General features: G+C 55.8%; 26 protein-coding genes and 1 pseudogene. 2 read left to right on the top strand and 25 right to left on the bottom strand.

What is annotated here, in order from left to right:
• Position 1 precedes the first annotated feature (1 nt).
• From phnK to phnG, 7 genes are read right to left on the bottom strand one after another with little or no spacing between them, the layout of a single operon-like run.
• Positions 2 to 820 (bottom strand): phosphonate C-P lyase system protein PhnK, encoded by an 819-nt coding sequence (gene phnK, locus OSB_RS12360; RefSeq protein ID WP_049835286.1) that lies wholly within the window; start codon positions 818 to 820, stop codon positions 2 to 4.
• Entirely contained in the window at positions 820 to 1,680 is an 861-nt protein-coding gene (locus tag OSB_RS12365) for a transglutaminase domain-containing protein (RefSeq protein ID WP_074202305.1), read from the bottom strand. Before OSB_RS12365 ends, phnK begins: the two co-directional genes overlap by 1 nt.
• Positions 1,677 to 2,540, bottom strand: a complete 864-nt coding sequence (locus OSB_RS12370; protein WP_049835287.1) for an alpha-D-ribose 1-methylphosphonate 5-phosphate C-P-lyase PhnJ — start codon at positions 2,538 to 2,540, stop codon at positions 1,677 to 1,679. Before OSB_RS12370 ends, OSB_RS12365 begins: the two co-directional genes overlap by 4 nt.
• Complete coding sequence (locus OSB_RS12375; RefSeq protein WP_049835288.1) at positions 2,537 to 3,136, bottom strand: HAD family hydrolase; 600 nt, start codon at positions 3,134 to 3,136, stop codon at positions 2,537 to 2,539. The genes OSB_RS12370 and OSB_RS12375 overlap by 4 nt, the downstream gene beginning before the upstream one ends.
• Complete coding sequence (locus OSB_RS12380; RefSeq protein ID WP_049835289.1) at positions 3,133 to 4,221, bottom strand: carbon-phosphorus lyase complex subunit; 1,089 nt, start codon at positions 4,219 to 4,221, stop codon at positions 3,133 to 3,135. Before OSB_RS12380 ends, OSB_RS12375 begins: the two co-directional genes overlap by 4 nt.
• On the bottom strand, positions 4,221 to 4,811 hold the full coding sequence (gene phnH, locus OSB_RS12385; RefSeq protein WP_049835290.1) for a phosphonate C-P lyase system protein PhnH: 591 nt from the start codon (positions 4,809 to 4,811) through the stop codon (positions 4,221 to 4,223). Before phnH ends, OSB_RS12380 begins: the two co-directional genes overlap by 1 nt.
• The gene (phnG, locus tag OSB_RS12390) at positions 4,811 to 5,266 is read right to left on the bottom strand and encodes a phosphonate C-P lyase system protein PhnG (protein WP_049835291.1); all 456 of its coding nucleotides are present in this window, start codon (positions 5,264 to 5,266) and stop codon (positions 4,811 to 4,813) included. The genes phnH and phnG overlap by 1 nt, the downstream gene beginning before the upstream one ends.
• An 81-nt stretch (positions 5,267 to 5,347) precedes the next feature.
• Between phnG and phnF the strand changes: the two genes are divergently transcribed.
• The gene (gene phnF / locus OSB_RS12395; RefSeq protein WP_049835292.1) at positions 5,348 to 6,067 is read left to right on the top strand and encodes a phosphonate metabolism transcriptional regulator PhnF; all 720 of its coding nucleotides are present in this window, start codon (positions 5,348 to 5,350) and stop codon (positions 6,065 to 6,067) included.
• 31 nt (positions 6,068 to 6,098) lie between these two features.
• Here the strand turns inward: phnF and OSB_RS12400 are convergent, their stop codons facing one another.
• From OSB_RS12400 to phnC, 8 genes are all read right to left on the bottom strand, one after another.
• Complete coding sequence (locus tag OSB_RS12400; RefSeq protein ID WP_049835293.1) at positions 6,099 to 6,974, bottom strand: 1-acyl-sn-glycerol-3-phosphate acyltransferase; 876 nt, start codon at positions 6,972 to 6,974, stop codon at positions 6,099 to 6,101.
• 167 nt (positions 6,975 to 7,141) lie between these two features.
• Positions 7,142 to 8,356: a glycerophosphodiester phosphodiesterase family protein gene (locus OSB_RS12405; RefSeq protein ID WP_049835294.1), complete on the bottom strand. Its 1,215-nt coding sequence runs from the start codon at positions 8,354 to 8,356 to the stop codon at positions 7,142 to 7,144.
• A 413-nt stretch (positions 8,357 to 8,769) separates the two neighbouring features.
• Positions 8,770 to 9,387: a DapH/DapD/GlmU-related protein gene (locus OSB_RS12410; RefSeq protein WP_049835295.1), complete on the bottom strand. Its 618-nt coding sequence runs from the start codon at positions 9,385 to 9,387 to the stop codon at positions 8,770 to 8,772.
• A 2-nt stretch (positions 9,388 to 9,389) separates the two neighbouring features.
• Positions 9,390 to 10,037, bottom strand: a complete 648-nt coding sequence (locus OSB_RS12415; RefSeq protein ID WP_049835296.1) for an SDR family NAD(P)-dependent oxidoreductase — start codon at positions 10,035 to 10,037, stop codon at positions 9,390 to 9,392.
• A complete protein-coding gene (gene phnE / locus OSB_RS12420) occupies positions 10,034 to 11,350 on the bottom strand; it encodes a phosphonate ABC transporter, permease protein PhnE (protein WP_049835297.1) in 1,317 nt (438 codons plus the stop codon). Before phnE (OSB_RS12420) ends, OSB_RS12415 begins: the two co-directional genes overlap by 4 nt.
• Positions 11,347 to 12,219, bottom strand: a complete 873-nt coding sequence (gene phnE / locus OSB_RS12425; RefSeq protein WP_049836158.1) for a phosphonate ABC transporter, permease protein PhnE — start codon at positions 12,217 to 12,219, stop codon at positions 11,347 to 11,349. The genes phnE (OSB_RS12420) and phnE (OSB_RS12425) overlap by 4 nt, the downstream gene beginning before the upstream one ends.
• A 66-nt stretch (positions 12,220 to 12,285) precedes the next feature.
• A complete protein-coding gene (gene phnD, locus OSB_RS12430; RefSeq protein ID WP_049836159.1) occupies positions 12,286 to 13,191 on the bottom strand; it encodes a phosphonate ABC transporter substrate-binding protein in 906 nt (301 codons plus the stop codon).
• 49 nt (positions 13,192 to 13,240) lie between these two features.
• On the bottom strand, positions 13,241 to 14,056 hold the full coding sequence (gene phnC / locus OSB_RS12435) for a phosphonate ABC transporter ATP-binding protein (protein WP_049835298.1): 816 nt from the start codon (positions 14,054 to 14,056) through the stop codon (positions 13,241 to 13,243).
• Between the two features lie 225 nt (positions 14,057 to 14,281).
• Here phnC and OSB_RS12440 point away from each other — a divergent pair, with 225 nt between their 5' ends.
• On the top strand, positions 14,282 to 14,575 hold the full coding sequence (locus OSB_RS12440) for a hypothetical protein (RefSeq protein WP_049835299.1): 294 nt from the start codon (positions 14,282 to 14,284) through the stop codon (positions 14,573 to 14,575).
• 6 nt (positions 14,576 to 14,581) lie between these two features.
• On the opposite strand, the gene OSB_RS12445 is transcribed toward OSB_RS12440, so the two are convergent.
• From OSB_RS12445 to OSB_RS12490, 10 genes and pseudogenes are all read right to left on the bottom strand, one after another.
• Positions 14,582 to 15,514 carry an aldo/keto reductase gene (locus tag OSB_RS12445; protein ID WP_049835300.1) on the bottom strand — a complete coding sequence of 311 codons (933 nt, stop codon included), beginning with the start codon at positions 15,512 to 15,514 and terminating at the stop codon, positions 14,582 to 14,584.
• Positions 15,511 to 16,776 (bottom strand): organoarsenical effux MFS transporter ArsJ, encoded by a 1,266-nt coding sequence (arsJ, locus tag OSB_RS12450; protein WP_049835301.1) that lies wholly within the window; start codon positions 16,774 to 16,776, stop codon positions 15,511 to 15,513. The genes OSB_RS12445 and arsJ overlap by 4 nt, the downstream gene beginning before the upstream one ends.
• On the bottom strand, positions 16,773 to 17,783 hold the full coding sequence (locus tag OSB_RS12455; RefSeq protein WP_049835302.1) for an ArsJ-associated glyceraldehyde-3-phosphate dehydrogenase: 1,011 nt from the start codon (positions 17,781 to 17,783) through the stop codon (positions 16,773 to 16,775). The genes arsJ and OSB_RS12455 overlap by 4 nt, the downstream gene beginning before the upstream one ends.
• Before the next feature lie 4 nt (positions 17,784 to 17,787).
• Complete coding sequence (locus tag OSB_RS12460) at positions 17,788 to 18,627, bottom strand: arsenate reductase/protein-tyrosine-phosphatase family protein (RefSeq protein WP_049835303.1); 840 nt, start codon at positions 18,625 to 18,627, stop codon at positions 17,788 to 17,790.
• A gap of 278 nt (positions 18,628 to 18,905) precedes the next feature.
• Complete coding sequence (locus tag OSB_RS12465) at positions 18,906 to 19,538, bottom strand: tyrosine-type recombinase/integrase (protein WP_049835304.1); 633 nt, start codon at positions 19,536 to 19,538, stop codon at positions 18,906 to 18,908.
• A gap of 889 nt (positions 19,539 to 20,427) precedes the next feature.
• Complete coding sequence (locus OSB_RS12470; RefSeq protein WP_049835305.1) at positions 20,428 to 21,351, bottom strand: glucokinase; 924 nt, start codon at positions 21,349 to 21,351, stop codon at positions 20,428 to 20,430.
• Between the two features lie 4 nt (positions 21,352 to 21,355).
• Positions 21,356 to 22,452: pseudogene (locus tag OSB_RS12475) on the bottom strand (ABC transporter ATP-binding protein).
• Between the two features lie 5 nt (positions 22,453 to 22,457).
• Positions 22,458 to 23,351 (bottom strand): carbohydrate ABC transporter permease, encoded by an 894-nt coding sequence (locus tag OSB_RS12480; RefSeq protein WP_049835306.1) that lies wholly within the window; start codon positions 23,349 to 23,351, stop codon positions 22,458 to 22,460.
• Positions 23,344 to 24,216: a carbohydrate ABC transporter permease gene (locus OSB_RS12485; RefSeq protein WP_049835307.1), complete on the bottom strand. Its 873-nt coding sequence runs from the start codon at positions 24,214 to 24,216 to the stop codon at positions 23,344 to 23,346. Before OSB_RS12485 ends, OSB_RS12480 begins: the two co-directional genes overlap by 8 nt.
• Positions 24,217 to 24,287: 71 nt before the next feature.
• The gene (locus tag OSB_RS12490) at positions 24,288 to 25,538 is read right to left on the bottom strand and encodes an ABC transporter substrate-binding protein (protein WP_049835308.1); all 1,251 of its coding nucleotides are present in this window, start codon (positions 25,536 to 25,538) and stop codon (positions 24,288 to 24,290) included.
• Positions 25,539 to 25,635: the final 97 nt, after the last annotated feature.

The raw sequence follows: 25,635 nt of genomic DNA on the forward strand, positions 1-25,635 counted from the left end.
TTCACACCTGCAACACAGAACTGACAAGAAGTTGGCTATAGGCGTGCTGGGGATCATCCAGCACCTGATCGGTCAGACCTGCCTCGACCACATGGCCGTCTTTCATGACCATCAAACGATCCGCCAGCAGGCGCACCACGGCGAGGTCATGGGTCACGATAATCGCCGACAGCCCCATATCGCGCACCAACCCGCGCAACAGATCTAGCAGCCGCGCCTGAACAGACACATCAAGCCCGCCCGTGGGTTCATCCATGAACACCAACCTTGGCCCCGTCACCAGATTGCGGGCAATTTGAAGGCGCTGCTGCATCCCGCCAGAAAACGTCGTGGGGCGATCATCGACACGGGTGGCGTCAATTTCTACGCGACCAAGCCAATCGGTCGCCTTGGCGCGAATGTCGCCATAATGACGTTCGCCAACGGCCATTAGGCGTTCGCCCACATTGCCGCCCGCACTGACGCCCATTCGCAACCCGTCACGGGCATGTTGATGCACAAAGGCCCAATCGGTACGCGACAACATGCGCCGTTCGGGCTCTGACATCGTGACCGTATCGCGCGGTCCGTCCGTTTGCGTATCGAACACCACTTCACCTGCATCGGGAACAAGATGTCCCGCCATACAGTTCAGCAAAGTGGATTTACCTGACCCGCTTTCCCCAACAATCCCCATGACCTCGCCGGGATAAAGGTCGAACCCCACATCCTTGCAGCCAATATGGTGGCCGTAAGATTTTGTTATCCCTTGGACCGAAAGCAAAGGGGTGACCGTAGCTGGGCCCTTGGAACCGAGATCACATGCGTCAGTTTTTTTCATCACTCACCCTCAATTTTTCTGGGTTGTTTCGGGGCGACCCGTGACAGGTGGGCTGTCAATGAAACATCTATGGGCTGTCCGCTTGCTGGGATCTGCAAAGGTTCGCCTAGGATTTTGATGTCGATCTGCCGGCCCGCAATGTTGTAACGGTGTCCCATCGAATGCGTCACCGCGACCCTTTCGCCGGGTCGTGGATTCAGACTAGCGCGGGTTGGGCCAAGTCCGGCCTTGATATGGTGGGCGATGTCCCACTCTAGGATCTCGTCACTGTTGCGTGTCACCACCCAACAATGACCGTCATCCGTCATGCCATCTCGTTCTTTGGGGAAGAAATACCCGTAGAAATAAGCGGCGTCATATCCAGCGGAACGCAGGCTTGCGACAAGATAAGTGTTGATGTCCACGCAAGGCCCTTCGGTCAATCCACACGACAGATACGGCACAGCATCCTTTTCGTCGGTAAAGCGCTTTTCAGGGTGTCCGTAACTGAACCTTGCCTCGGCTTCGGCGATCAAAGCTTCGATCCCAGCACGGCCGCCACCTGCAGTCAGAGCAATATCGCGGCTCGCGCACGCGAGGTCATTTGCGGCGCGCGTGTGGGGCGTATCGCGCACCCTAAAGGAAGCCTCCGGATAGTGGCCGCCTTGATTTTCGATGAGATCGTAATGAAGCGTGACGCTGCTTCCCACAGGCTCGATCAAGGCTGCGGACAACTCAACGTCCGCATCGATTGCGACCGATAAGATGCGCCCCCCCGTCACGCGCAAATCCGCGACCTTGACCTGCGATGTGAAGGTGCCAACAGGCGCGAGGATTGGGTCACGGGTCTTGGTCTGCACTGCCACGTCAAGTGCCCTCATGCCGCGTCCTTTCCGTTCATCGTGCCGGTGTAGCCTGCGGCTTGTCTAGACTCACAGAAATCTGTGTCTGAACACACAAACATGCGTCCGCCCGCGTCGTCGGTGATCACTTCGTCGAGGTAGCTGTTTTCCGCCCCGCACATTGCGCAGGGGTGATCCGGTTTGGAGGCCTCAAATGGGTGATCTTCGAAATCAAGCGACACGACCTGTGTGTATGGCGGTAGCGCATAAATACGTTGCTCGCGGCCTGCCCCAAACAGTTGGATCGCCGCCATATCCCCAAGTTTGGGGTTGTCGAATTTCGGGATCGGGGATGGATCCATCACATAACGTCCCTCGACCTTGACGGGATAATCATAGGACGTGGCAATATGGCCATGGCGGCTGATGTCCTCATAGAGCTTCACATGCATCAGGCCGTATTCCTCGAGACTGTGCATCTTGCGTGTTTCGCTTTCGCGAGGTTCCAGAAACCGCAAAGGCTCGGGGATTGGCACTTGATAGACAAGGATCTGGCCCTCACTTAGCGGCTCTTCGGGGATGCGGTGACGGGTCTGAATAACGGTGGCCTGAGACGTGTTTGTTGTCGTGGCCACCCCGGCGGTGCGTTCAAAAAACGTGCGTATGGACACGGCGTTGGTCGTATCATCCGCCCCTTGGTCAATCACCTTGAACCGGTCATCCGGCGTCATCACCGCCGCAGACACCTGCACCCCGCCCGTGCCCCAACCATAAGGCATCGGCATTTCGCGGCTGGCAAACGGCACCTGATAGCCGGGGATCGCCAACCCCTTGAGGATCGCGCGGCGGATCATGCGCTTTGTTTGTTCGTCCAGATAGGCGAAGTTGTAATCGCTCATAGCAAGCTCCTTGCCTCAAGGTCTTTGCGCAAGGCGTCGGGACCGGTGAAATGGATCGCATCCATCCCTGCTGCCCGCGCACCGATGCAATTGTGCAGACCATCATCAATGAACACGCACCGCTCTGGCGCGATGTCTGCGCGGTGGCACAAAAGGGTGTAGATTTCGGTTGAGGGTTTGATGACGCCAACTTCACCGGACACGACAATTGTGTTGAAGACCTCCAACAGCTCGGGATGCGCCTTGCAGCCCTCGGGCCATGTTTCGGCGGACCAATTGGTGATCGCATGAACAGGCGTACCGGCGTTCTTCAGGGTATGGAGAATGTCCCAAGTGCCAGTGATCTTGGCTGGGACCGTGTGTTGGTACCGCTCAACATATCGGGCAAGCCGCGCCGCATCATCAGGATCCGAAATTTGCGATGCAGCCATGGCAAACGTGGCCCCCGCATCACAGGCAAGGTTGAGCTTTTCGAATGCAATACGATCCATGAACGCATGCGCTGCTGCGGTGTCCATCTCATCGGCCCATGCCAAATGCGGCTGCCAATCGATCAGCACGCCGCCGATGTCAAAAACGACGGTATCAGGGGTCATTCTGCAGCCTCCTGCACAATGCTTGCACCCGCCTCCTCGCGCAACCTGCGCACCAGTTCCAATTCAGCTTGGAAATCGACGTAGTGAGGCAATTTGATATGCTCAAGGAAACCCGTCGCCTGAATATTGTCCGCATGATACAGAACAAATTCAGCATCCTGAGCGGGGGCGCCCTCGTCTTCTTCGCCAAGCTCTTCCCAACGTAACGCCCGATCGACCAGCGCCATTGAAATCGCTTTGCGTTCGGTTTGACCAAAGACCAACCCGTAGCCACGCGTGAACTGGGGCGGCTCAGATTTTGAGCCTGTGAACTGGTTGACGGTTTCGCATTCGGTCAGCGTGACCTCGCCAATCTCAATGCTGAACCCAAGCTCGGGGATGTCCAGCTCAACTGGTACAGCACCGATGCGCAATTCCCCTACAAAGGCGTGATTGCGCGCATAACCACGCTGTGTCGAATAGGCCATGCCCAGCGTGAACCCTTCGTCTGCGCGGGTAAGCGCCTGCAGACGCAACGCGCGTTCTGCAGGCATTTCAAGCGGTTCGCGGGTCAGGTCTGGCGGTGTTGTGTCATCATGTACGGCCTCTTCGATCAGCCCTTCATGGTTAAGGAATTCGGCCACATGGGGAACGTCGCCCACCGCCGCCTCGCGCGTCGCGGCTTCGGGCACTTCTCCGTCAGCAGCCAGTTTGAAGTCCAGCAAACGGTGGGTGTAATCGAACGTCGGCCCTAAAATTTGCCCGCCGGGCAGGTCTTTGAAGGTCGCAGAAATGCGCCGATCACAGGCCATCTTACCCGTATCGACCGGCAAAGATGCACCAAAACGGGGTAGCGTGGTGCGATAGGCCCGTACCAGAAAGATCGCCTCAATCAGATCGCCACGTGCCTGTTTGATTGCCAACGCAGCTAGGTCAGGATCGTAAAGCGACCCTTCGGCCATGACGCGATTGACGGCCAATGCCAGCTGTTCGCGGATTTGCCCGACGCTAAGTTCGGCCACGGACGTATCACCGCGACGCTCTTCGGCAAGCCAGGCATGTGCGTTCTCAATCGCACGCTCCCCACCTTTGACAGCCACATACATCAGACGTCTCCTTTCTGCGTAACGACTGTCGTACGCGGCAAAGCCGCCACGCGGTCGCAGCACGTAAAGATGAAATCAAGACCGAGGGGGAAAAGCCCTGCATTGTTTTGAAACACCTCAATTTCAGGCAAGGACAAGGCGTGCGTTTCCTTAATGCCCGGGCCCGACAAAATGGCGCCAGCCTGCTCTAACCGCTCTGCCTGAACGATCAGCGTGGCAGAGCGATCAGGGTATTGCGAGGTGCCAATTTGATATGCACTTATCGGCAAAAGGTCTGCCCATGCGCCGACTGCAAACATGCAATGGGACGGCCCAACAACAGGCGCGCCTGTATGAAAAGCGACCCAAGCACGCACCGCATCACAATCTAGCGCCCCGGCCAGATGCACTGGGGTATCAGGGTCACACAGGGTCAACAAAACCGCCCCCGTCGCAGGGGAGAGCGGCGCAGGCGGTGCGGCACCGGTGATTGTGTAGATTGTACCTGGCCGCGCCATTGCTTCCATCACCTGACGGAACGCGGCCGCTGAGGCGATGGCAGGGTCGGCGAATCCGCCGCCCAGAGTTTGGGCAAGGGTCTCTGCCTGCATCAGTCTTCTCCTCGTACCATCGTAAAGAAATCAACCTTTGTGGCGGCGGCTTTGGCGGCGCGGGCGGCGCGTTTGGCATTCTGTTCTGTCTCAAGCACATCCAACACCGCGGTTTGCAACGTCGGCGCGGCCGTCGTTTGCATCAGAGCGTCCACCACCGCCACGGCTTCGGCATCGGTCTTGCTACGCCCTTGAATGTAGGCATAACCAACCTCGCCTGTGGCAAGGGTCAGCGCACAGCGCGTTACGGTGACTTCGCCTAAATTAAACGGCCCACCCGTCGCACCGGCGCGGGCGCGCACCATGGTGCTGCCCACCTCGGGCGCACGCAGCCATGTAAACGCAGGGCGCGTCACAGCCTTGTCCAACAGGCCTGCAACGCGCCCCGTCGGTGCCTTTGCCATAAGGCCAAGCCAGTGTTGGCGCGGTTTATGATCTTCACTGATGTCTTTCATCTCGACAACTTTTTCATTTCCTATACAACTAGACTTATCCTAACATACCTCATCGATTCCCCCAGCGGAGATTTGTGAATTTTGCGTGACACATCCTCTAAGACGCCGATTTGGCAGGCCATAGCGCAAGCCTTGCGCAGCGAACTGGCCGAGGGCCGCTATGTGCCCGGCGACAAGCTGCCGACCGAGGCCGCCTTGGCCGAGCGTTTCGGCGTCAATCGCCACACAGTGCGCCACGGGATTTCCGCACTGGTGGACGAAGGCCTAATCCGCACGCGGCGCGGTGCGGGGGCTTTTGTGGCCTCAACGCCCACCGATTACCCCATAGGGCGCAAGGTAAGATTTCACGACAATCTCATCGCGGCCGGGCGATTGCCCGAAAAGCGCGTTTTGCTGGTTGAAGACCGCTTTGCGACGGACGGCGAGGCACAAGCGCTGGCCATCAATGCCGGTGACCCAGTTTGTTCTTACCACGGTCTATCCTTGGCTGACGGCCAGCCAATCGCAGTCTTCGAAAGCGTTTTCCCACTGGTGCGGACCCCCGACATTTCGGCTGCCTTTCGCGCGCAAAGCAGCGTCACCGAGGCTTTGATCACCGTAGGGGTGCGAGATTACACCCGTGCGTCGACGCGGCTCACGGCGGTGCGCGCGGGTGCGACACAGGCGCTGAATTTGCAGGTGGCCGAGGGTGACCCGCTGCTGCGATCTTCTAGCGTAAATGTAGATTTGGCAGGCAATCCCGTCGAATATGGGCGCACGTGGTTTGTCGGCGATCGGGTGACACTCACACTTGAAGTGTAGTTGGGGATTTCGCCGCCCGCCGATCAGAATGCTATGTCCAAAGGGGCCGCGAAGACCACTTGGGAAACAGCGGCACCGTGCCGCCCAGTGCCCGCTCGCTGTCTTTACCTGCGTGCGAAAGGGTTGCCTCAGACAGCAGCTCAAGTGCGTCTTCCGATTTTGTGGGCAAGTCGGCTGGAAAAATCGGCGCGCCGATTTTGACTTGAAAAGGCTGGCGATCCTTATTGAGTGTTTCGTGAAACAAGGTGATGTCACGCAAGCTTGGATGGATCATATCAAAGAGGTAAAATAGCGCCGAATTTCGCGCCTCAATCCGCACAGGAATAATCGGCAAATCGAACTTGCGCGCAAGTGTCACGGGTGACGACATCCAAGGGCGCTCATGAAGCCGCAAGCCACGCCGTTTTGCCAAACGCCCTGACGGAAAAATAACCCCAATCCGCCCCTCCTGAACGGCCTGTTTGGTATAGGCCATCGTCGCCCGCGTCTTGGCATGACTGCGCCGGTCCATGCGCCATTCCACCGCTGCGATCATATCTACCATCTGGGGTAGCACGCGCAAAATATCGCCATTGGCAAAGAAGTAGGCATCGGGCCGTTTTGCAGCAAGCATCCGGTGCAGAACGATACCGTCAGCTATGCCAGTGGCATGATTGGCGACAATCAGGGCGGGGCCGGATGCTGGAATATGTTCAAGTCCTGTGCAGGTCACCCGTTTGGACAGAAGCCGGCCCATACGGTCCATGATCTTTTCGCTGGGCCAATCCTGCATTTCGGCGGCGAGCTTTACGATCTTTTCATAGCTCAACAGATGATCGAGAAGACCGCGCGCGAACCGCACCTGTACTCGATCAGCCGAAAGCCAATTGGCGCGTTCCTCAATCAATGGGTCAATACGATGTTTCATATCCTTGTATCCCCACAAAATTGAATCAGGCCTGTGACAGATTGAAAATATCTGCACCAGCCCCGCCGGTTGTTTTGGAAAAAATGGCCCGCGCCCGTAAGGGCGCAGGCCAGGGGCAGTAAGATGCGGACAGGGGACAACTGATGCATCAGCGAAAGGCTGTGAACCTATTCAAGCCCCATGCAGTTCGCGTAATACGTCACTGTTGCAGGCCAATCTGAAAAGATGCCCTCAACCCCAACATCCTGCGCAAGAGCGTCGATCAACTCGTACATCACGCCGTCGCTGTTCACCGCATCTGCGATGGACTGGTAATACCAACCCCCACCGTTCACGAGCGGGCCAGAACGTTCGATGGTCCAAGTGATGATCTTGATATCCGCAGCCTTGGCCTGAATGGCCAGTTCGGACGGAACAATTTCGCCACCTTCTAGCGTGACCAGCATCCACATAGGCGGCGCGATGTAGTTGACGCCCATCGCCTTCAGCTCTTCCATCGAGTTGGGCCATGTAGATGCGTCCATCGGTGAATAGCCATCGATGTCATATTCATCCATCAGATAAACTGCCTGCGCACCGAACTCTGGCGCAGCCTCGATCCAATACAGCACATCCTCGAGGTTGAACGACTGCAACCAGACATCAGATGCCGGAATTCCGGCGGCCACATATTCATCGACCAGCTTTTGCGCGTAGTCTTCTTGTGTGAACCCGTTGAACGGCATCTCTACCGACGGCGATTTCAGTTCTGGCGTGAACCGCGCACCAAGGTCGCGGAACAATTCGATGGATTCCGCGTGTGTCATCAGCATTGCAGGTTCAGCCGAATAAAGATCGGTGCGGTAATCCGATGTGCCGCCAAGGTAGGCCTCGACCGTTGTGGCAGAGCCGTCGGCGGCGTCCATTTTCGGTGTCAGCGTGCGATAGTCAGCAAGCGTGATCTCGGACGTGCGGCACTCGGCTGTGGCATTCGTATCACCGTCTGCTGACGCGAATGGTGTCGTGCAGGTTGATGCTAGCGGCGTAGCAAGAATATTGGTCGTTGTGTGCAGGTCATTTTGCGCGTGACGACAAACCAGTTCGAGGTCTGCGGTGAACGTCACATCACATTCCAGAATGCCTGCGCCCATCAATGCTGCCGCGCGGTTGGATTCAACCGTGTGTTCAGGAAACTGCATCGGCGCACCACGGTGCCCAATGGAAAACAGCGACATGGAAGCTTCTTGGTTTTGGCAAGACTGCAACTGATCTTTCAATGGGCCGTCTTCCATCCGGTCGATCAGATAGAACGGACGCGGGCCATACTCGACGCGGTCAAGCGTTTGTGCGACGGCAGGTGCCGCGGCAAGCGTGGCGGTTGTAAGTGCGATTATACGAAGCATGATATTCCCCTATGGTGTTCATATTCGCGCATGATGATTAGGCTGCGTAACTTTTGGATAACGAATTTGTCAAAGATTCATGACGTTGAGAGGCGACGGGGCCAGCCTTGGTCGCCCGGGCGCATTTTGTGCCATAGTGCATGATCGCGTCATGATCTTGTGACACTCACGCGATACGCGTTTCACAAAACAGGCAAAAAACGGGTGCAATAATGGAAAGCATAACCCTCCTTTATCACGTGACACTGCGATTTCTGACAGGTTCGCCAGAGGCTTTATGTTCGCGGGCCTGGCGGCACAAACACCAATACTCTTCTCGATTTCTTATTTGGCTGGTTGGCGAAGAACACTGCCAAGAAAGCCACGTGTGGTGGCGCGAGCGGATTTGACCTTGAGGCAAGTAAGGGGGACGATCACCCGCCGTATTTGTCCAAGAACGCCTCTGCCGTCATGGCCCTAAAATCCTTAAGTGCGCCGTGCAGCGCATCATGGTCCCAATCCCACCACGCCAACGCAATGAGGCGGTCCGCAATGTTGCGTGGTTGGCGCAACCGCAACGGCTTGGCGGGCGTACCAGCGACGATTGTGTAGGGATCGACGTCCCGAGTGACCACGGCCCCCGCCGCGACGACCGCGCCGTCACCCAATGTCACCTCGGGCTTGATCATGGCACCTGCACCAATCCATGTGTCGTGTCCGATATGGGCAATGCGGGATTGGCGATGGGCAAAAAACGCTTCGTCCCGCGTTGTATCATCCCAGTAATCCGCCGATCGATAAAGGAAATGGTGACAGGCGGCGGTGTCGAGGGGATGATCCGTAGCACCGATCCGGCTGAACGCCGCGATGTTGGCGAATTTGCCAATCTGCGCGTTTGCGATGTCGGCATAACGGTCGCAGTAGGAATAGTCCCCGAAGGTCGCGTTATTCAGGCGACTACCACGCCCGATTTCAACGTAGGCGCCAAACGTGCTGTCGGCGATGTCGCAATCGGGGTGGATGAAGGGGTCGTCAGCACTCAGTCTTGGCATAATCAAAAGTCTCTTTCTTCGCCGGTAAAGCGGAAGAACTTACCCGTTTCAGCAAGGGTCAGCCCTGCGGAAATATCAAGTATGCCTGCCGCGACCACATCTGGGTCTTCTTCTGCATCCATCCCACCCATGTCCGTGCGCACCCAACCCGGATCCACAACGACGACCGGGATCCCATCGGGTTCCAGCATTGTTGCAAGGCCTTGCATCACTTTGTTCAGCGCGGACTTTGAGGCGCGGTAGGCGATTTGTGTCGGCTTGCGATACCCCATCCAAGCCATCTGGGACGACACTGTCAAAATCTTAGGGACCCGACTTTCGCACAGACGTGGCAGTACCGCTTGGGCCACGGCCAAAGGAGCCATCGTGTTGACCGCCAAGGTATGGGTAAATCCGCCCCAATCCATATTTAGCGGCGTTTGTTGATCGGGGTCCGGCCCTATGATGCCCGCATTGTTGATGAGCACATCAACTTGCGGGATATCTGCCAATTGCGCGGCGATGCGAGCCGGATCATCCAAGGTCAGCGGCATTGTTCCGTCCCGCCCGTCACGCGTCGTACCAATGACGGTATGTCCGCGCGCCGTGGCCCCCGCCGCCAATGCAGCACCGATGCCTCGGTTCACGCCTGTAATCAGATAGGTCGTCATCCGTCTTTGGCTCCGATCAGTTTCCCGCGCAACCAGCCAGACAGCCAGTCCATCAACATGACCATCATGATGATCAGAACAATGTAATAGGCGACTTCTTCCCAGTCCTTTTGGGTCTGGATCGCTTGCGTCAACATCAGGCCAATCCCGCCTCCCGTGATCGCGCCGATGATCGTCGCGGAACGGGTGTTGGACTCGAGGAAATAGAGAACCTGCGCCAACAGAATCGGCACGACCTGCGGAATAACCCCGAACCGATACCGTTGAAAGGGTTTGGCTCCCGTCGATGTCACGCCCTCGATCTGTTTGTCATCAACGTTTTCAAGCGCCTCAGAAAACGTCTTACCGAAGGTGCCTGTGTCGGTTATCAAAATCGCCAAAGCACCCGTCAATGGCCCCGGTCCGAACGCCCGTGCCAGAACCACTGTCCAGATCAGCGCATCCACGCCGCGCACGAAATCAAATAGGCGGCGGGTGGCGGCACGCAACAACAGGATTGGGGTAAATCGTTTGGCGGCGAGAAACGCCAGCGGCAGCGCGATCATCGCCGCCCCCATCGTCCCAAGGAACGCCATCAGGATCGTTTCACCAAGCGCCCAAGCGATATCCTTGTGCCGCCACATTTTGTTGTGCCAAAAGTCCGAAACAGCGCCACTGATATTGCCACGGTCAGGGTCAATCTGTGCGCCGAACACGATCTGCCCAACACCAACCCCATGAAAGGGGCTGTCGAGTGTAAACCAGAACAATTCCCACCCCGCGAAATAGTTGAAGACTTCGGTTCTAGACCCTGTCAGCGTGATACGACCCTCGGGCGTGGTGATCGCGACACGGCGGTCGGATGCGTTGATCCAATCGGGCAGCTGGGACGGTAGATTGGTTGTGATGGTGCGGCCCTCGGCCTGCGCCTCGATCAGCCCAAAGCCCGGAATGTCCACTTCTGTGCGGTTGTCAGGCAAGAAACGCACAACCGTTTCGCCACCCAGATCAACTGTGACTACGTCCGTGCCGCTGACCCAAACGGGGCGTTCACCTTCAGGGTATTCTCCCTTGCGCTCGCCCTCGACCGCATAAGAAAATTCACCGTTCCGGTTGTCGCGGGTGACGTGAACCTTGTGCGACCAGATGTCAGAGGTCAGTGTGCGCGCATTGTCCATATTGGCGCGCTGGACCAAACTCGGCACGTCAAAGGCAAAGAAGATATAAGTGAAGTAGACCAAGATCAGCGCAGGCAGGCCAAAGGCGAATAGACGCTTTCGGCGAAACAGACCTTCGGCAAGCGCCTTGGTGGTTTGGATGTCTAGGGACGTCATTGGGCCTGTCCTTCGGTCAAACGGTTACGGTAGCTGCTTGAGACTTGGTCAAAGAACACGATCGTGCCAAACAACAGAATGAAGATCGCTGCGGCCTCATCAAAGCGGCCAGGTCCCCAAGCCATCGCATTGCGCAGCTCGTACCCAAGGCCACCCGCGCCAACAAAGCCTAAGATCGCCGAGGCTCGGATGTTGATTTCAAACCGAAGCAGCGTGTAGCTGACGTAGTTTGGCGCGACCTGCGGCAACACGCCCAGCATCATCCGCTGGGTCCATGTGGCCCCTGTTGAGGCCAAGCCTTCGACGGGCTTGAGGTCAGCATTTTCGGCAACCTCGGAAAACATCTTGGCCAATGCACCAGCGGTGTGCAGTGCAATTGCGATCATCGCAGGTACGGGCCCACCGCCCAGAATAAAGATCAACACAAGCGCGATCACGATCTCGGGGATCGCCCGCAGAATATCAGAGAAGCGGCGGAAAACGGGGATCAGCGACGGCCATTTGGCAAGGCCCCGTGTTCCTAATAGCGACAGGATCAACCCGCCCGCAGCGCCGATAATTGTGGACACCGCTGCGATATTGATCGTTTCGACCAAGGCGGGGAAAAATTTGGCAATCAGTCCTGGCAGATCGGCGCGCTTTTCCCACGCTTCGGCCAGCACTTCGCTGGGGTAGTCCCCGATTTGGTGCAGCCCTTCCCAGAACCCACCAGCATTGCGATCATCTGCAACGTTAAAGCCGGACACCATCAAGACTACAAACAGCAATAAAGCCAAGCCACTATAGAGCCTGCGTCGCCCGACCTGCTCAAGGTAACTTTTGCGAATATCACCGACGCTTGGCGCGCCTGCTGTGTCAGCTGTGGTCATGATGCCCCCGCACAAAAATACCGGTCGCCCCAAAGCGAAGGCGACCGGTGTCGTCATGGAAATATCTTAGTTGCCGATCACAGACTGACGTGCAGCAACGATGCTTTCGTATGTTTCGTGGGTCACTGGCACAAAGCCAAGCGTTTCACCCGCAGCAACACCGTAAGCACAGTCCTGATCGCGCTCATAAAGAGTGTCGACCAGTTCGGTCATAGTCGCTTTAACGTCTTCTGGCAGGTCGGCGCGCAGAACGACCGGACCTTCTGGGATCACGTTGGAGATCCAGATCTGCTGAAGGTCGTTCATGTCGACAAGACCCGCATCAACCGCACGGCGCAGCGCACCGGAGTTGTAGCCGTCTTCCCATTCGCCCTGAGCGTCAGCCCAAGTAACGCCCGCGTCGATGTCACCATTTGACACGGCAATGATCGTCTGCTCATGTCCGCCAGTGAATTTCACTTCACCGAAATAGTCGCCAGATTCCATTGTCGCGCCAGTCGCCATCGGGATCTCGATGGATGGGATCAGGTAGCCGGATGTGGAGTTCGGGTCACCGAAACCAAAGACCTTGCCTTGAACGCCTTCAAGAGCCTCGATGCCGCTGTCTACACGGGCAAAACCGATGGAGTGATAGCCGATAGAACCGTCGAGGTTCTGTTTAACCAGTACAGGCTCAACCGCCTCTGGGTTCTGCAGATATGTGGCAGCGTAAGAGGACGCGCCGAGCCATGCCATGTCGATTGTGCCACCCAAAAGGCCCTGGATTACGCCGTTGTAGTCAGCAGGCGCGAACAACTTTGTCTCAACGCCAAGCGCTTCGGTCGTGTAGTCCTGCAGGCAAGCGTAGTTGTTCATACGGTCCTGTGCGTTTTCGCCACCCAAGATTCCGATACGGAATTCGGTGATTTCTTGTGCAAATGTAGGTGTGGCCAAGGCCGTAGTTGCCCAAGCGGCTGCGATAAACTTTTTCATCAGTGTCTCCATGGAGGAATTAAGCGCCTGTTGACGCAGGTAAACTGGCTCAGGCGACGGCCTCGATTTTGGGCGCATCGGTTCTGTCCAGCGTTTCGATTTCAGTTGATGTAGCGGCTTCGGAAAAATCCGACCCTGCTCCATAAATTTCGCGTGCGGCATCTGTCGTCAGTTCCGCAGGATCGCCGTCAAACACGATACGGCCATCGCGCATGCCAATAACGCGGTCGCAATAGCGGCGCGCCGTATCCAATGTGTGCAAATTGGCTATGACCATGCGGCCATCTTCTTCGTGAATGTCGCGCAAGGACTGCATCACCACTTGCGCGTTCATTGGGTCGAGCGAGGCAATTGGTTCGTCTGCTAGAATAATCACGGGATCTTGCATGAGTGCGCGCGCAATCGCGACACGCTGTTGTTGACCACCTGATAAAGCTTCGGCGCGTTTCGGTGCCTGTTCAGCGATGCCAAGTCGGTCCAGAATATCAATGGCTTTGTGGATATCGGACTGGGGGTACAGGTTGAACATCGTCGCGAAAGCCGAGCGGCGGTTCAACGTCCCGTGCAACACATTTGACACCACATCCATCCGCGGGACCAGATTGAACTGTTGAAAGATCATCGCGCAACGGGATTGCCATTGGCGCCGCGCGGCCCCGCGCATCGCCGTCACATCTTCACCCTGAAACAGAATTTCGCCATTTGACGCATCACTGAGGCGGTTCAGCATCCGCAGAAGAGTCGATTTGCCTGCGCCTGACCGCCCGATAATGCCAATCATTGCGGGTTCATCAATCTGGATATTTGCAGAATCCACGGCAATCTTGTCGCCAAACTGTTTTGTAAGCCCATTGATTCTTAGCATGTCATCCCCCGATGCGTTCTCGGAGTGGATAAGCTTGCAATTCAACACTTGGGTGACAGTTTTGAATCAAATTGGTGACGGTTTCTTAAAGGTTACGTGACGGTCAGCTGGAGGCGGAAAAGTTCACGGCCTCATTCGACTCAGCGAAGTTTCCTTAGGAACGGTCGTGTGGATAAATTTGTCGTATACTTGTTACATTAACGTTTCTCAGGTTAGTGTGTTTCTATGAGACGCTATGTTTTTCCTTTTTTGGCTACCATTTCGTCCCTTCCCGCCGTCGCGTTTGCGCAAACTGCGGATGTAACATGTGATGACAGCGTACGGTTAGAACGGATGCTAAGCACTGTTATGCACGCCGAACGCCGCGCCTTGGGATTACGTGGGCCAGAGACTTTGCTTGAGGTCTGGATCGACCCGCGCACACAGGATTGGACTTTGGTACAGACCTATACCAATGGCACATCCTGCATCATTGCGATGGGCGAACATTGGGAAGAATTAACGCCTGCGCCCGCATAGACGCGGCTAGGCTTCATCAAGGCGGTCGGTCGCAGGGGCTGGTGTTTGGCTAAGCGCCGTGATCCGTGCGTAGTCTTCACCACTCATTGATATCTGCGCCGCGGCCAGCGATGGCCGCAGTTGATCAACCGTTCGCGCGCTAATGATAGGACAGTTCACGCTTGGATGACGCGCGGCCCAAGCGACGGCAAGGGTCGCGGGGGCCATCTGCATCCGCGCGGCAAAGGCTGCAAAATCTTGTGCAGTTTTGTGCATCCACGGCTGACCATACCGCGCGGCATACCGGCTGTCTGTGGCAAGACGACCGTCCCCGCGACGGGTGTCTTTACCGGTCAACAGCCCCGCCCCAAGCGGTGAATAGGCGGCGACACCGATACCTTCGGACTTTGCCATCGGCAGCAATTCAACCTCAGCCTGACGTTTGACCAATGAATACATGGGCTGGATCATATCAATGCGGGTGCCCATCGCCGCAGCTACCCCCTGCGCCTTCACCACTTGCCAAGCTGCATAGTTTGACACGCCGATGTGGCGAATTTTTCCAACACGTTGCAACTGCGCGAGCGCGTCAAATGTTTCGCTCAATGGGGTATCAGGGTCAAAGCGGTGCAAATACAGCAGATCAATGCAATCCAGTTGAAGCCGTTTTTGAGATACGTCAAAACTCGCTTTGATGTTCTCCCTGCCCGCACCACCCGTATAGGCGACCTTGGTTGCCACAAAGATCGCGTCACGCTCTTTCTTGATGAACTGGCCCAACAGGGTCTCGGACGCGCCGCCTGTGTAAACATGCGCTGTGTCAAAATGGTTCACACCCGCCGCGCGACACGCGTCGTACATCGCTCGGCTCGCCCCAGCATCGGCTGTTCTGCCAAATTGCATGGTTCCAAAACACAGTGGCGACAGCAGTTCCCCGCCATGCGTGCGAAGCTGCGTCATGTCGCTTGTTCCTCGTCAGGTGTTAAAAAGCTCACCGCGACGGCGGATAATGCGACCATAACCGCGGCGATGCCAAGCATCAAAGGCAGACCGCCGATTTGATAGCTTAGCCCAGATGCGAGCGTCCCGATCAAACGCCCCGCCGCGTTGGCCATGTAGTAGAACCCCACGTCCATTGTGACCCGTTCCGCCGATGTGAAGGACAGGATCAGAAACGAGTGGAGCGATGAGTTCACCGCAAACAGCGCACCAAACACCAACAGGCCCACAACCACGCTGAGCGTTAGCCAGTCTTGGGGACCATTCGCAACCAAAGCCGCCACCGCCAGAACCGCTGGCACAAGCGCAAGCGCCCAAGCCCAACCGCGTGCCGCTGTGATCAGATCCGACGTAGGGCGCGATTTGGCGCGCAGGATACGCGGCGCATTGGCCTGTACGAGCCCGTAAAGAATGACCCATACGGCCATAAACGTCCCGATCAGAAAGAACGCCGTGCGATTGCCTTCGGTCGTGCAATCAGACAAGACGGCGTAGAAATAGATCGGGATACCAACCACGAACCAGACATCGCGCGCGCCGAACAGGACCACCCGCGCCGCGCTGAGCCAATTGACGTTGGGCGATTTGGAAAAGACCTCTGTGAACTTCGCGTCCTTGCGGCCTTTGGGAAGACCGGCGGGCATAAACATTAACACGGCGATCAGGATCACCGCCAAGACCGCCGCCATTCCAAGCACCGCACCAACAAAGCCCACCGATCCCAACAGCGCGGCCCCCAGTAGGAACCCCACACCCTTGACCATGTTCTTGGACCCCGTCAGCAGGGCGACCCAGCGGAACAATCCCGCATCACCCGAAGGCGCCAACAGTTTGACCGCAGATTTAGATGACATCTTGGCCAGATCTTTGGCCACACCGCTGGCACCTTGCACCAACATCACAAACACCACAGACGCCCCGACGGCCCATGCGGGATCAAGCTGCGCCAATGCGATCAATGCGACAACTTGCAACCCAAGCCCCGCATAAAGCGTCGACGTCAACCCGAACCGCGCCGCGATCCATCCTGCGCAGAGGTTCGTCACTATGCCCGCGATCTCGTACAGCACAAATAAATAGGCCAGCTGCACGGGTGAAAAGCCAAGCGTATGAAAGTGCAACAGGACCAGCATCCGCAACGCCCCGTCCGTCAGCATGAACGCCCAATAGGCCGCTGTAACTGCGATGTAAGCCGATAGCCCCTCGGAGCGCGCTGTGGTCACAGACTGTCTCCAACCATGAACGCCACATCCACCAAGCGGTGTGCGTAGCCCATTTCATTATCGTACCACGCGTAGATTTTGACCTGTGTGCCGTTGATCACCATGGTCGATAGCGCATCCACAATGCTTGAACGTTCATCATTGGTGTAATCCGTCGAAACCAACGGGCGTTCCTCATAGCCAAGAATGCCGGTCAGCTCACCCTCGGACGCGGCTTTGAAAAGGGCGTTCACCTCTTCCGGTGTCGTTTCGCGTTCTACTTCAAACACGCAATCTGTTAGTGACGCATTGAGCAGCGGCACCCGCACCGCATGGCCGTTTAGCCGCCCCGTCAGTTCTGGGTAGATCAGCGTGATCGCCGTCGCGCTGCCCGTCGTCGTCGGGATCAGAGAGTTCAGCGCCGAGCGCGCACGGCGCAAGTCCTTGGCGGGGCGATCCACAATGGTCTGCGTGTTCGTCACATCGTGGATCGTAGTGATTGATCCGTGTTTGATCCGCAGATTTTCGTGGATCACCTTCACAACAGGGGCCAGACAGTTCGTCGTGCAACTGGCCGCCGTCACGATCTTATGGCGCTCCGCATCATAGATGTCGTGGTTGACACCCATCACGATATTCGCCGCATCGCCGTCTTTGACAGGGGCGGAAACGACGACCTTTTTTACACCCGCCTCAAAGTACGGGGCCAGCTTGGCTTCGGTTTTGAAAACGCCCGTACAGTCGATCACTACATCGACACCTTCCAGCGGCAGATCTGCAATGTCACGCGTGCCGATGAACTGCAGACGGGTGCCGTCAATCGTGACACTGTCGTCGTCATGGGCAAACTCGGCGTCCCAGCGCCCGTGAACCGTATCAAATTCCAGCAGATGCGCGTGCATCTCAGGATCACCCACCGCGTCGTTGATCCATGCGATTTCCGCGCCCCCCTGCGCCACTTGGGCCAAAAGGGGCTTTAGGGCGAGTTTACCAATCCGGCCAAGGCCGTTCACAGCATATACGGTCATTAGGCTATCCTTCGTTTTTAATTTGGCCGATGTCATCCACGGCTTTTTGCAGAGAAATACGATCAAGCGACGCAATCGGAAGGGCGGTGAACCCCGTCATGCGATTGCGCAACGCGCCATAGGTCTGACGGAACGCGAGGCTTTTCTCTGCATCCGTGCCCTCGACCTTTACGGGGTCAGGCAGCCCCCAGTGGGCACTAATGGTCTGCCCCTGCCATGCGGGGCAATCTTCGTTGGCAGCCTGATCACAAACGGTGAATACAAAATCAAAGGCCAGCGCATCCTCGGTCTGAAATTCGCCGATGTTCTTTGCGCGCAAAGCTGACACGTCATGGCCGTTGTGTGCCAACAAGTCCAAGGCGAAGGGGTTCAGGTCTAATTGGGGCTTGGTGCCTGCTGAGTAGACATTGAAGCGATCCGGGGCGAGGTCGCGCAGGATGGCTTCGGCAAAGATCGAGCGGGCGGAATTGCCAGTGCAGATGAACAAGACATTGAATTTTTGGTCGGTCATTTCAGGAGCCCTTGTCGAGGTATCACTTGAAAATGGTGAACAAATTTCGGGTCGTCCCCGACAACAGTCGTGAATAAGGAACCCAATCGTCGCTTGCGTCGCCTCCATGTCCACCGCGTAGCGCAGCGATGTGCCGATGCGCTCTTGGCTGATCAGACCGGTTTGCATCAGAGCGGACACATAGCTGGAAAGCGTATTGGGCTTGAGGTCGAGAGCATTGGCGAGTTCCGTCGCAGGAACGCGATCAGGATAGCGCCGCATCAGCAGCCGGAACACAGCGAGCCGTTGCGGATAGCCAAGCGTTGAGAGGCGATCGGGAATCAGTTTGTCCATAGTTCATGAATAAGTGAATTATGTTTTAGGCCAAAGTGAAGGTTTTGTAACACCGAGCCCGGCGCTCAGCGGAGAAACTCTCTGTAACGAGCGGCCGACACACCATCTGAGGTCAATTGGCCTACGGGTTTGCCCGCTGGTTTTCAGTCGGCGACTTCAGACCGGAAAAATAGCCTTTTAGGTTCGCTTTTTCTGATGGGCTGGATTCGTTTTTTGCGCCGCGAAGTCGTGGTTCTGCTCTGCGGCGGCGAACGACAGGTGCCGTTCGCCTAGACGGTTCAGATATCGATCCCCTCCGCAATACTCAAAGCATCTTCAAGCTCGACGCCGAGGTAACGCACTGTGCTATCAACCTTCGTATGGCCAAGCAAAAGCTGCACAGCGCGAAGGTTACCGGTTTTGCGGTAGATTTCCGCAGCTTTGGTCCGGCGCAGTGAATGAGTGCCATAGGCGCTCGGCTCCAACCCGATCGATGTCACCCAATCACGGACGAGCCGACCGTATTGCCGCGTTGAGATGTGTGGTCGATCGTGGAAACGGCTTGGGAACATGAACTGGCAAGCAAACATCTCAGGCGATTTAACCCATAGTAAGACTGAATCGCGCGTGTTTTCAGTCAGTTCGAACTGCACCGGCTTTTTGGTTTTGCTCTGGATCACCAAAACCCGTTCGCGAACGCGATCTCCTTTTACTAGGTCCGTGACGGTAAGTTTGACCAGATCACAACCGCGCAGTTTGCTATCAATCGCGACGTTGAACAGCGTAAGGTCGCGGGGATAACTAGCAAGTTCAAGGCGCGCGCGGATCGCCCAGACCTGTTTGGGAAACAGCGGTCGTTTCTGCCCTATGATCCGTCCCTTGTTCCAGGCTTTGCGCTTAGGTGTGACTGCAGGAAGTTGTACTCTTGGCATAATATGCCCTCCAATCCTCCCTCCAAACCCAGACGTCAGCACCGCGCTGACACCAAAAGCATAGCATTGGATTGAATAGCCGTCCTTGGACGCGTGCAGGCGGCATTTCTAAGACTGCATCGTGCCGCAACAAGCCACAAATGATCCTTTCGCCTTTTATCTTTGCTGCGATTTGTTTGAATGACCACTTTTCCTGCTGCGAAGCTGCATGGAAACTTAGCAGTTGCAGCATTCTCCTTGCTGCGAGCGCGCGCAGCGAGAAAAACGAACTTACAGATTGGGCTCAAAGCAGACATTCGCTGCAGATCGCAAGAAATTTTGGAAGGCTTATGGTATGACTTTTGGAAAAGTTATGCTGTGTTCTACAACTGCCAGAAAAAGGGGAAGCATGCGCAACGCAAAAATTGCCCCTTTGATTTCAAAGGCAAAAATAACCACCAAAAAAGATATAGGTTGCGCAAGAAAGATATAGGTTGCGCAAAGTGAAAAATGGGTACCAAAGCAGCTGTTCGCTGCGATCGCGAACGGTCTAGCTTACCTGAACGTCTGCTGTGCGGACAAAGCCGACCTTGGAGAATTCTCGACCAATTGCCGCTTTCTTAGAGCTGCACACGCAGCGAAACAAACTTTGCCGGACTTCTGACTTTTGCTTCGGGGCCAAGTGGCAAATCAAAGAACTCGAAAGCAGACCTTGATCCTTTGGAATGTTAGTGTGTTTCAGACCACAAGAGTGATAACAGTCATTAGATGCGTACTAGAACGCCGTTTGATCGCATTGAATGTTCCACCATCTCAAAACATCCAAAGTTTGCGCGACGACCTCATAAGCCTAAGGTCACTGACATTCTTGCGTTCTGCGATGCGGCTTGGGTTAGAAGCTTCCATCACCTCATTGTCTACGGTCATGTGCGGCACACCCGTAGAGGGCTGCAAAGTCGTCTTCGATTGTGAAAAGGCCGGGTGTTCGATCACCAAGGATGTCGCAAGGTTGCGCAAAGACCTCGATAAGTCGGACCGTTGATATGCTTACTACAGCCCTGGCTACGCTTCCTGCGAGGTAGACGCCTGAGGACGGCATGTAGGCCAACGACAGATCACGCAGCAGCTGTCCAATCAGTGCGGCGTAGTCATCAATGGCGTTCGAAATGGCAGGGTTGCTCGACGTCTTGTAGGATTGGATCGCAGTGGTTCCAAGCAGGGTATCATCGCCGGTCGCCTGCTGGCAAAACAACGTAAAGCCGCGTCCTGAAAACAGTGTTTCGATCGTTGGAAACAGGTCTGGCGAATGACCGATTGCCTTAAGCATGTCGGACACGCCTTTCGGCATAGAAATATGCCCTGCTTCGACAGCGAAGCAATGAACGCTGCTGGATGTACTCAAAACAGGGCTAACGTTAAATCCCGTCCCGATCCCGACGACCAAATATTGCCCGTTCTTGGGCGCCAACGCGGGACCGTTAAAGATGCGCCGCAACTGCGTTGTGGGCATTGAAGGGACCGCATACCCAAGTGCAGACAAATCATTGACCAGAGCCACCTGCTTACAGCCGAACCGTTGGAGCAATTCGGTCTTTAGAATTGTCCACTTCCGGTTTGTCAGCACCGCTTGATCGCCGTGAACAGGCCCCGCAACGGCAATTACCATGTTATCCAGCGGCACGGGCGCGTGTTCTTTGAGGTAGGCCGTTACGATATCGTAGAGATGCGGCCAGTCATCATTGCTGAAATTGCGAACGGTTTGCGGGGCGATTGCTCCGTCTTTGCACAAAGCCAATCGTGCATTCGTCCCGCCAATGTCTGCCACCAAACGCATGCGGTTAATTCAGGCGCAAACCGGTCTCGGGTTCAAAATAGGAGACCTTTCCAAGATCAAACGCCAGACGTTGTGCAGCGCCTGCGGCAGCTGTTGTTTCAGCATGCAATCGCGCAGTCACGTGTTTACCGCCAAGCTGCATCACCGCAAACGTATCGGCGCCTGCGGGCTCAACAATATCGATCAGACAATCCGCTTGTTGCGTGTCGTCTGTGCGGGCAAGGGCGGCGTCTACGATATCTTCAGGACGCACTCCAATAATGACATTCTCGGGCAAGTCGGCATTGCGCTTGTCTGTCAAAACAATCGGATCGGCGTCCTTGCGTGCGATTTCTATCTGCATGCCTTTGCCGTTCACTTTTGTCTTGGCTGGGATCAAGTTCATCGCAGGACTGCCCATGAAGTCGGCCACAAACAGGTTGGCAGGGCGATTGTAAATTTCGGCTGGCGTGCCGATTTGCTGAATCACGCCGCCTTTCATCACGACGATCTTGGTCGCCAGTGTCATAGCTTCGATCTGATCGTGTGTGACGTAGACCATGGACGCGCCAAGCCGTTGATGTAGGGCTTTGATCTCTGTGCGCATTTCGACGCGCAGTTTGGCATCCAGGTTGGACAGTGGTTCGTCAAACAGGAACAACTTAGGATCCCGCACCAGAGCACGGCCCATCGCGACACGTTGGCGCTGACCGCCAGATAATTGGCCCGGCTTGCGGTGCAACAGAGGTTCGATTTGCAACTGCGTGGACACATATTTTAGCTTGGCGTCCTGTGTTGCCTGATCGATGCCGCGTACTTTCATCCCGAAGGTGATGTTCTTGGCCACAGTCATGGTCGGATACAAAGCGTAGGATTGAAACACCATCGCGATGTCGCGGTCCTTGGGGCTGACGTTGGTCATGTTTTGCCCGTCAATAAACAAGTCCCCCCTGTGATCGGTTCAAGCCCCGCAATACAATTCAACAGCGTTGACTTACCACAACCGGAGGGCCCGACGAGGACCAGAAAGTCCCCTTTTTCGATCGACACATTGATGTCCTTCAGGACTTCGGTGGACCCGTAGTTCTTGTAGAGGTTCTTAACTTCGAGAATAGGTGGCATCTGTTTTATCCCTTTACAGAACCAGCGGTCAGACCGCGGATGAAATATTTGCCAGCAACGACATAGACAAGCAGCGTCGGCAGGGCAGCGATGATCGCTGCGGCCATATCGACATTGTATTCTTTGACGCCAGTGGTCGAGTTTACGATGTTGTTAAGAGCAACCGTCACAGGCTGGGTGCCAGCTTGGCTAAAGCTCACTCCGAACAGGAAGTCGTTCCAGATCTGGGTGAACTGCCAGATGACGGATACAACGATGATCGGCAGGCTAAGCGGCAGGAAGATCGACCAGAAGATACGAAAGAACCCTGCACCATCGACTTTTGCCGCCTTTGTCAACTCGGAAGGGATGCTCACATAGTAGTTGCGGAAAAACAGCGTGGTAAAACCGAGGCCATAGATCACGTGGACAAAAATCAAACCCGGTATGGTGCCAGAGATTCCTAACTTGCCTAACACGATCGCCATTGGCAGTAACACGACCTGAAACGGGATGAAGCAACCAAACAACAGCAATGCAAAAAAGATGTTCGCGCCTTTGAACTTCCATTGCGCCACAACGTAGCCATTCAACGCGCCGATGATCGTAGAGATAAGAACCGCAGGAATGGCGATCAGAAGTGAATTCAGGAAATATGGGCGCACGCCTTCACATTGGATACCCGTACAGGCGCCAGACCAAGCAGTGCGCCAAGCATCAAAAGTGACTTCACGTGGAAGCGATACCAGATCTCCCGTGCGGATTTCATCCAATGACTTCAGCGACGTTGTAATCATCACAAACAGCGGCATAAGATAAAACAGCGCAAAGACGCCAAGCAGGATGTAGAGGATAAAGCGCAGAACCAGTTTGGTCGTCGGGCTTTGGGTGCGGGTTGGGGCGTAAGACATATCAGTCATCTTTGGTCCTCAATTCTGAATAGAGGTAAGGGACAACAATCGTGAAAACGACAAGCATCATAACCATGGCCGAACTTGCCGCCTGCCCGATGTCACCGCGCGAAAACGCCATGGCATACATGTAGGTGGCCGGAAGATCGGTCGCGTAACCCGGGCCACCGCCAGTAAGCGCTATGACGAGGTCAAAGGCTTTGATCGCGAGGTGGGCCAGCACGATGAACGCGCTGAGGAAAATCGGGGCCATCGACGGAATAATGATAGCAGAATAAACACGCCAAGTGGGGATACCATCGACCTGCGCGGCCTTGATGATTTCTTCATCCACAGAGCGAAGTCCGGCCAAAAACAGCGCCATAACGAAGCCGGAGCTTTGCCAGACAGCGGCAAGCACAACGGTGTAGATCGCCATGTCAGGATCAACCAGCCAGTTGAATTCAAAATTGGCGAACCCCCAGCCTTTGACGGTGGCTTCGATGCCAAGTTCAGGGTTCAGGATCCATTTCCATGCGGTGCCTGTGACGATCATCGACAGGGCCATAGGATAAAGATAAATCGTGCGGATCGCGCCTTCGGTGCGGATTTTTTGGTCCAGCAAGATCGCCAGAAGCAGACCCAGCACCATGGCGATCACGATAAATAGCGTGCCAAAGATGGCGAGATTCACCATCGCGGTCTCAAACCGTGGCGAGTCGGCGAGGCGCTCATATTGAATGAAGCTATCAAGCTCGTAGCGCGGCATTAGACGCGAGCGGGTCAACGACACCCAAGCTGTCCATGCGATAAAACCGTACACAAACACCATGACGGCGATGAATGACGGTGCCAAAACGATTTTTGGCATGTTGTCTTGCAACCAGCGTGTCATGTGATGTCCCCCTTTTGATTGGTGATCCTACCCCCCTTGGGGATAGGATCGGTTTCTAAACGCCTAAGCGGTTAGCGGGAGTTCGCAACAGCGTTTGCCAACATCTGAACCGCTTCTTCAGAAGACATGTCTGAGTTGAAGTGCGCTGTTACAACGTCTGTGATCGCGCCGGACTGGGCACCAAACAGTGCCATGCCGTGTGCGTAAGATGGCATCAATGTGCCGCCATCGTTTGTGGACGCCATGTCAGCAGCAGAAATCTGCGCGCACTCATCAAAGCCGGACAGATCAACGTCTGTGCGCGCTGGGATGGAACCTTTGTTCATGTTGAACACTTCTTGGAAGTTTGGCCCCATGATGAGTTCAGCCAGAAGTTCCTGACCAGCGGCTTTGCCGTCGCCTTCAACAGAGAACATTGCAAAGCTGTCCACGTTGTAAAGGTAGCCGTCACCCGGAGTGGAGGCGCATGTGAAATCAACGCCCGGCACTTTACCAGCGGCGAGGAATTCACCCTTTGCCCAGTCACCCATGATCTGGAAAGCGGCTTCGCCGTTCATGACCATTGCTGTGGCGAGGTTCCAGTCACGACCAGAGAAGTTTGGATCAACATAGCCACGCATGGTGCGCATCTGATCAAACGCTGCAATCATCGTGTCGGATGTCAGCGCCTCTGGGTCGAGGTCTACGAGGGCTGCCTGATAGAACTCAGCGCCGCCGAGACCCAGAACAACAGTTTCGAACACAGTCGCGTCCTGCCAAGCCTGACCACCGTGGGCCAGTGGAATGATGCCAGCGGCTTGCAGCGTTTCGGCTGCAGCGTTGAACTCGTCCCAAGTTGTTGGCATCTCGATGCCGTTAGCGGCCAAGATTTCTGTGTTGGCCCAGATCCAGTCAACACGGTGTACGTTTACCGGCGCCGCACACCAAGTGCCTTCGCACTGCATGTGTGCTGCGATGGAGGCTGGAAGCAGGTTTGCCCAGTCGTTGGCTTCTGCAACGCTGGAAATGTCAGCCAGAACGCCTTCGGCAAACCATTCCTGAATGGCTGGGCCTTTGATCTGTGCCGCTGTCGGCGCGTTTCCGGACAGAACACGTGCACGCAGGGCTGTACCAGCCGCGTCACCGCCGCCACCAGCGACTGGCATATCTGTCCATGTGCCGCCGTTTGCAGCGAACTCTTCTTGCAGAACTGCGACCGATTTCGCTTCGCCACCGGATGTCCAGTAGTGTAAAACTTCTGCTTCAGCGTGACCGTCAGCAGATACCGCGCCAGCGGCACAAACAGCGATCGCGGATGCGGTGCTCAATACGTAAGATTTCATTTTCGATTTCCTCCCAGAAAAGACCGCTCTTTGCGGCTCGAATGCCGGTAACTGACGGCAACAACTGTATCTATGCAATTGCAACATGACGGGTATT

Origin of the sequence: Octadecabacter temperatus (assembly GCF_001187845.1) — a bacterium.
Lineage (GTDB): Bacteria > Pseudomonadota > Alphaproteobacteria > Rhodobacterales > Rhodobacteraceae > Octadecabacter > Octadecabacter temperatus.

Coding starts and splice junctions, on each gene's coding strand:
- OSB_RS12415 (WP_049835296.1), bottom strand. CDS start 10,037: ATGACGACCTATCTGATTACAGGCGTGAACCGAGGCATCGGTGCTGCA.
- OSB_RS12465 (WP_049835304.1), bottom strand. CDS start 19,538: ATGCCAAGAGTACAACTTCCTGCAGTCACACCTAAGCGCAAAGCCTGG.
- phnG (WP_049835291.1), bottom strand. CDS start 5,266: ATGAAAGACATCAGTGAAGATCATAAACCGCGCCAACACTGGCTTGGC.
- phnH (WP_049835290.1), bottom strand. CDS start 4,811: ATGCAGGCAGAGACCCTTGCCCAAACTCTGGGCGGCGGATTCGCCGAC.
- OSB_RS12370 (WP_049835287.1), bottom strand. CDS start 2,540: ATGAGCGATTACAACTTCGCCTATCTGGACGAACAAACAAAGCGCATG.
- OSB_RS12365 (WP_074202305.1), bottom strand. CDS start 1,680: ATGAGGGCACTTGACGTGGCAGTGCAGACCAAGACCCGTGACCCAATC.
- OSB_RS12455 (WP_049835302.1), bottom strand. CDS start 17,783: ATGACCGTATATGCTGTGAACGGCCTTGGCCGGATTGGTAAACTCGCC.
- OSB_RS12485 (WP_049835307.1), bottom strand. CDS start 24,216: ATGACACGCTGGTTGCAAGACAACATGCCAAAAATCGTTTTGGCACCG.
- phnE (WP_049835297.1), bottom strand. CDS start 11,350: ATGACGTCCCTAGACATCCAAACCACCAAGGCGCTTGCCGAAGGTCTG.
- phnC (WP_049835298.1), bottom strand. CDS start 14,056: ATGCTAAGAATCAATGGGCTTACAAAACAGTTTGGCGACAAGATTGCC.
- OSB_RS12460 (WP_049835303.1), bottom strand. CDS start 18,627: ATGGACAAACTGATTCCCGATCGCCTCTCAACGCTTGGCTATCCGCAA.
- phnD (WP_049836159.1), bottom strand. CDS start 13,191: ATGAAAAAGTTTATCGCAGCCGCTTGGGCAACTACGGCCTTGGCCACA.
- OSB_RS12440 (WP_049835299.1), top strand. CDS start 14,282: ATGAGACGCTATGTTTTTCCTTTTTTGGCTACCATTTCGTCCCTTCCC.
- OSB_RS12480 (WP_049835306.1), bottom strand. CDS start 23,351: ATGACTGATATGTCTTACGCCCCAACCCGCACCCAAAGCCCGACGACC.
- OSB_RS12405 (WP_049835294.1), bottom strand. CDS start 8,356: ATGCTTCGTATAATCGCACTTACAACCGCCACGCTTGCCGCGGCACCT.
- OSB_RS12470 (WP_049835305.1), bottom strand. CDS start 21,351: ATGCGTTTGGTGGCAGACATTGGCGGGACGAATGCACGATTGGCTTTG.
- phnE (WP_049836158.1), bottom strand. CDS start 12,219: ATGACCACAGCTGACACAGCAGGCGCGCCAAGCGTCGGTGATATTCGC.
- phnK (WP_049835286.1), bottom strand. CDS start 820: ATGAAAAAAACTGACGCATGTGATCTCGGTTCCAAGGGCCCAGCTACG.
- OSB_RS12375 (WP_049835288.1), bottom strand. CDS start 3,136: ATGACCCCTGATACCGTCGTTTTTGACATCGGCGGCGTGCTGATCGAT.
- OSB_RS12380 (WP_049835289.1), bottom strand. CDS start 4,221: ATGTATGTGGCTGTCAAAGGTGGGGAGCGTGCGATTGAGAACGCACAT.
- OSB_RS12490 (WP_049835308.1), bottom strand. CDS start 25,538: ATGAAATCTTACGTATTGAGCACCGCATCCGCGATCGCTGTTTGTGCC.
- OSB_RS12400 (WP_049835293.1), bottom strand. CDS start 6,974: ATGAAACATCGTATTGACCCATTGATTGAGGAACGCGCCAATTGGCTT.
- OSB_RS12445 (WP_049835300.1), bottom strand. CDS start 15,514: ATGACGCAGCTTCGCACGCATGGCGGGGAACTGCTGTCGCCACTGTGT.
- OSB_RS12410 (WP_049835295.1), bottom strand. CDS start 9,387: ATGCCAAGACTGAGTGCTGACGACCCCTTCATCCACCCCGATTGCGAC.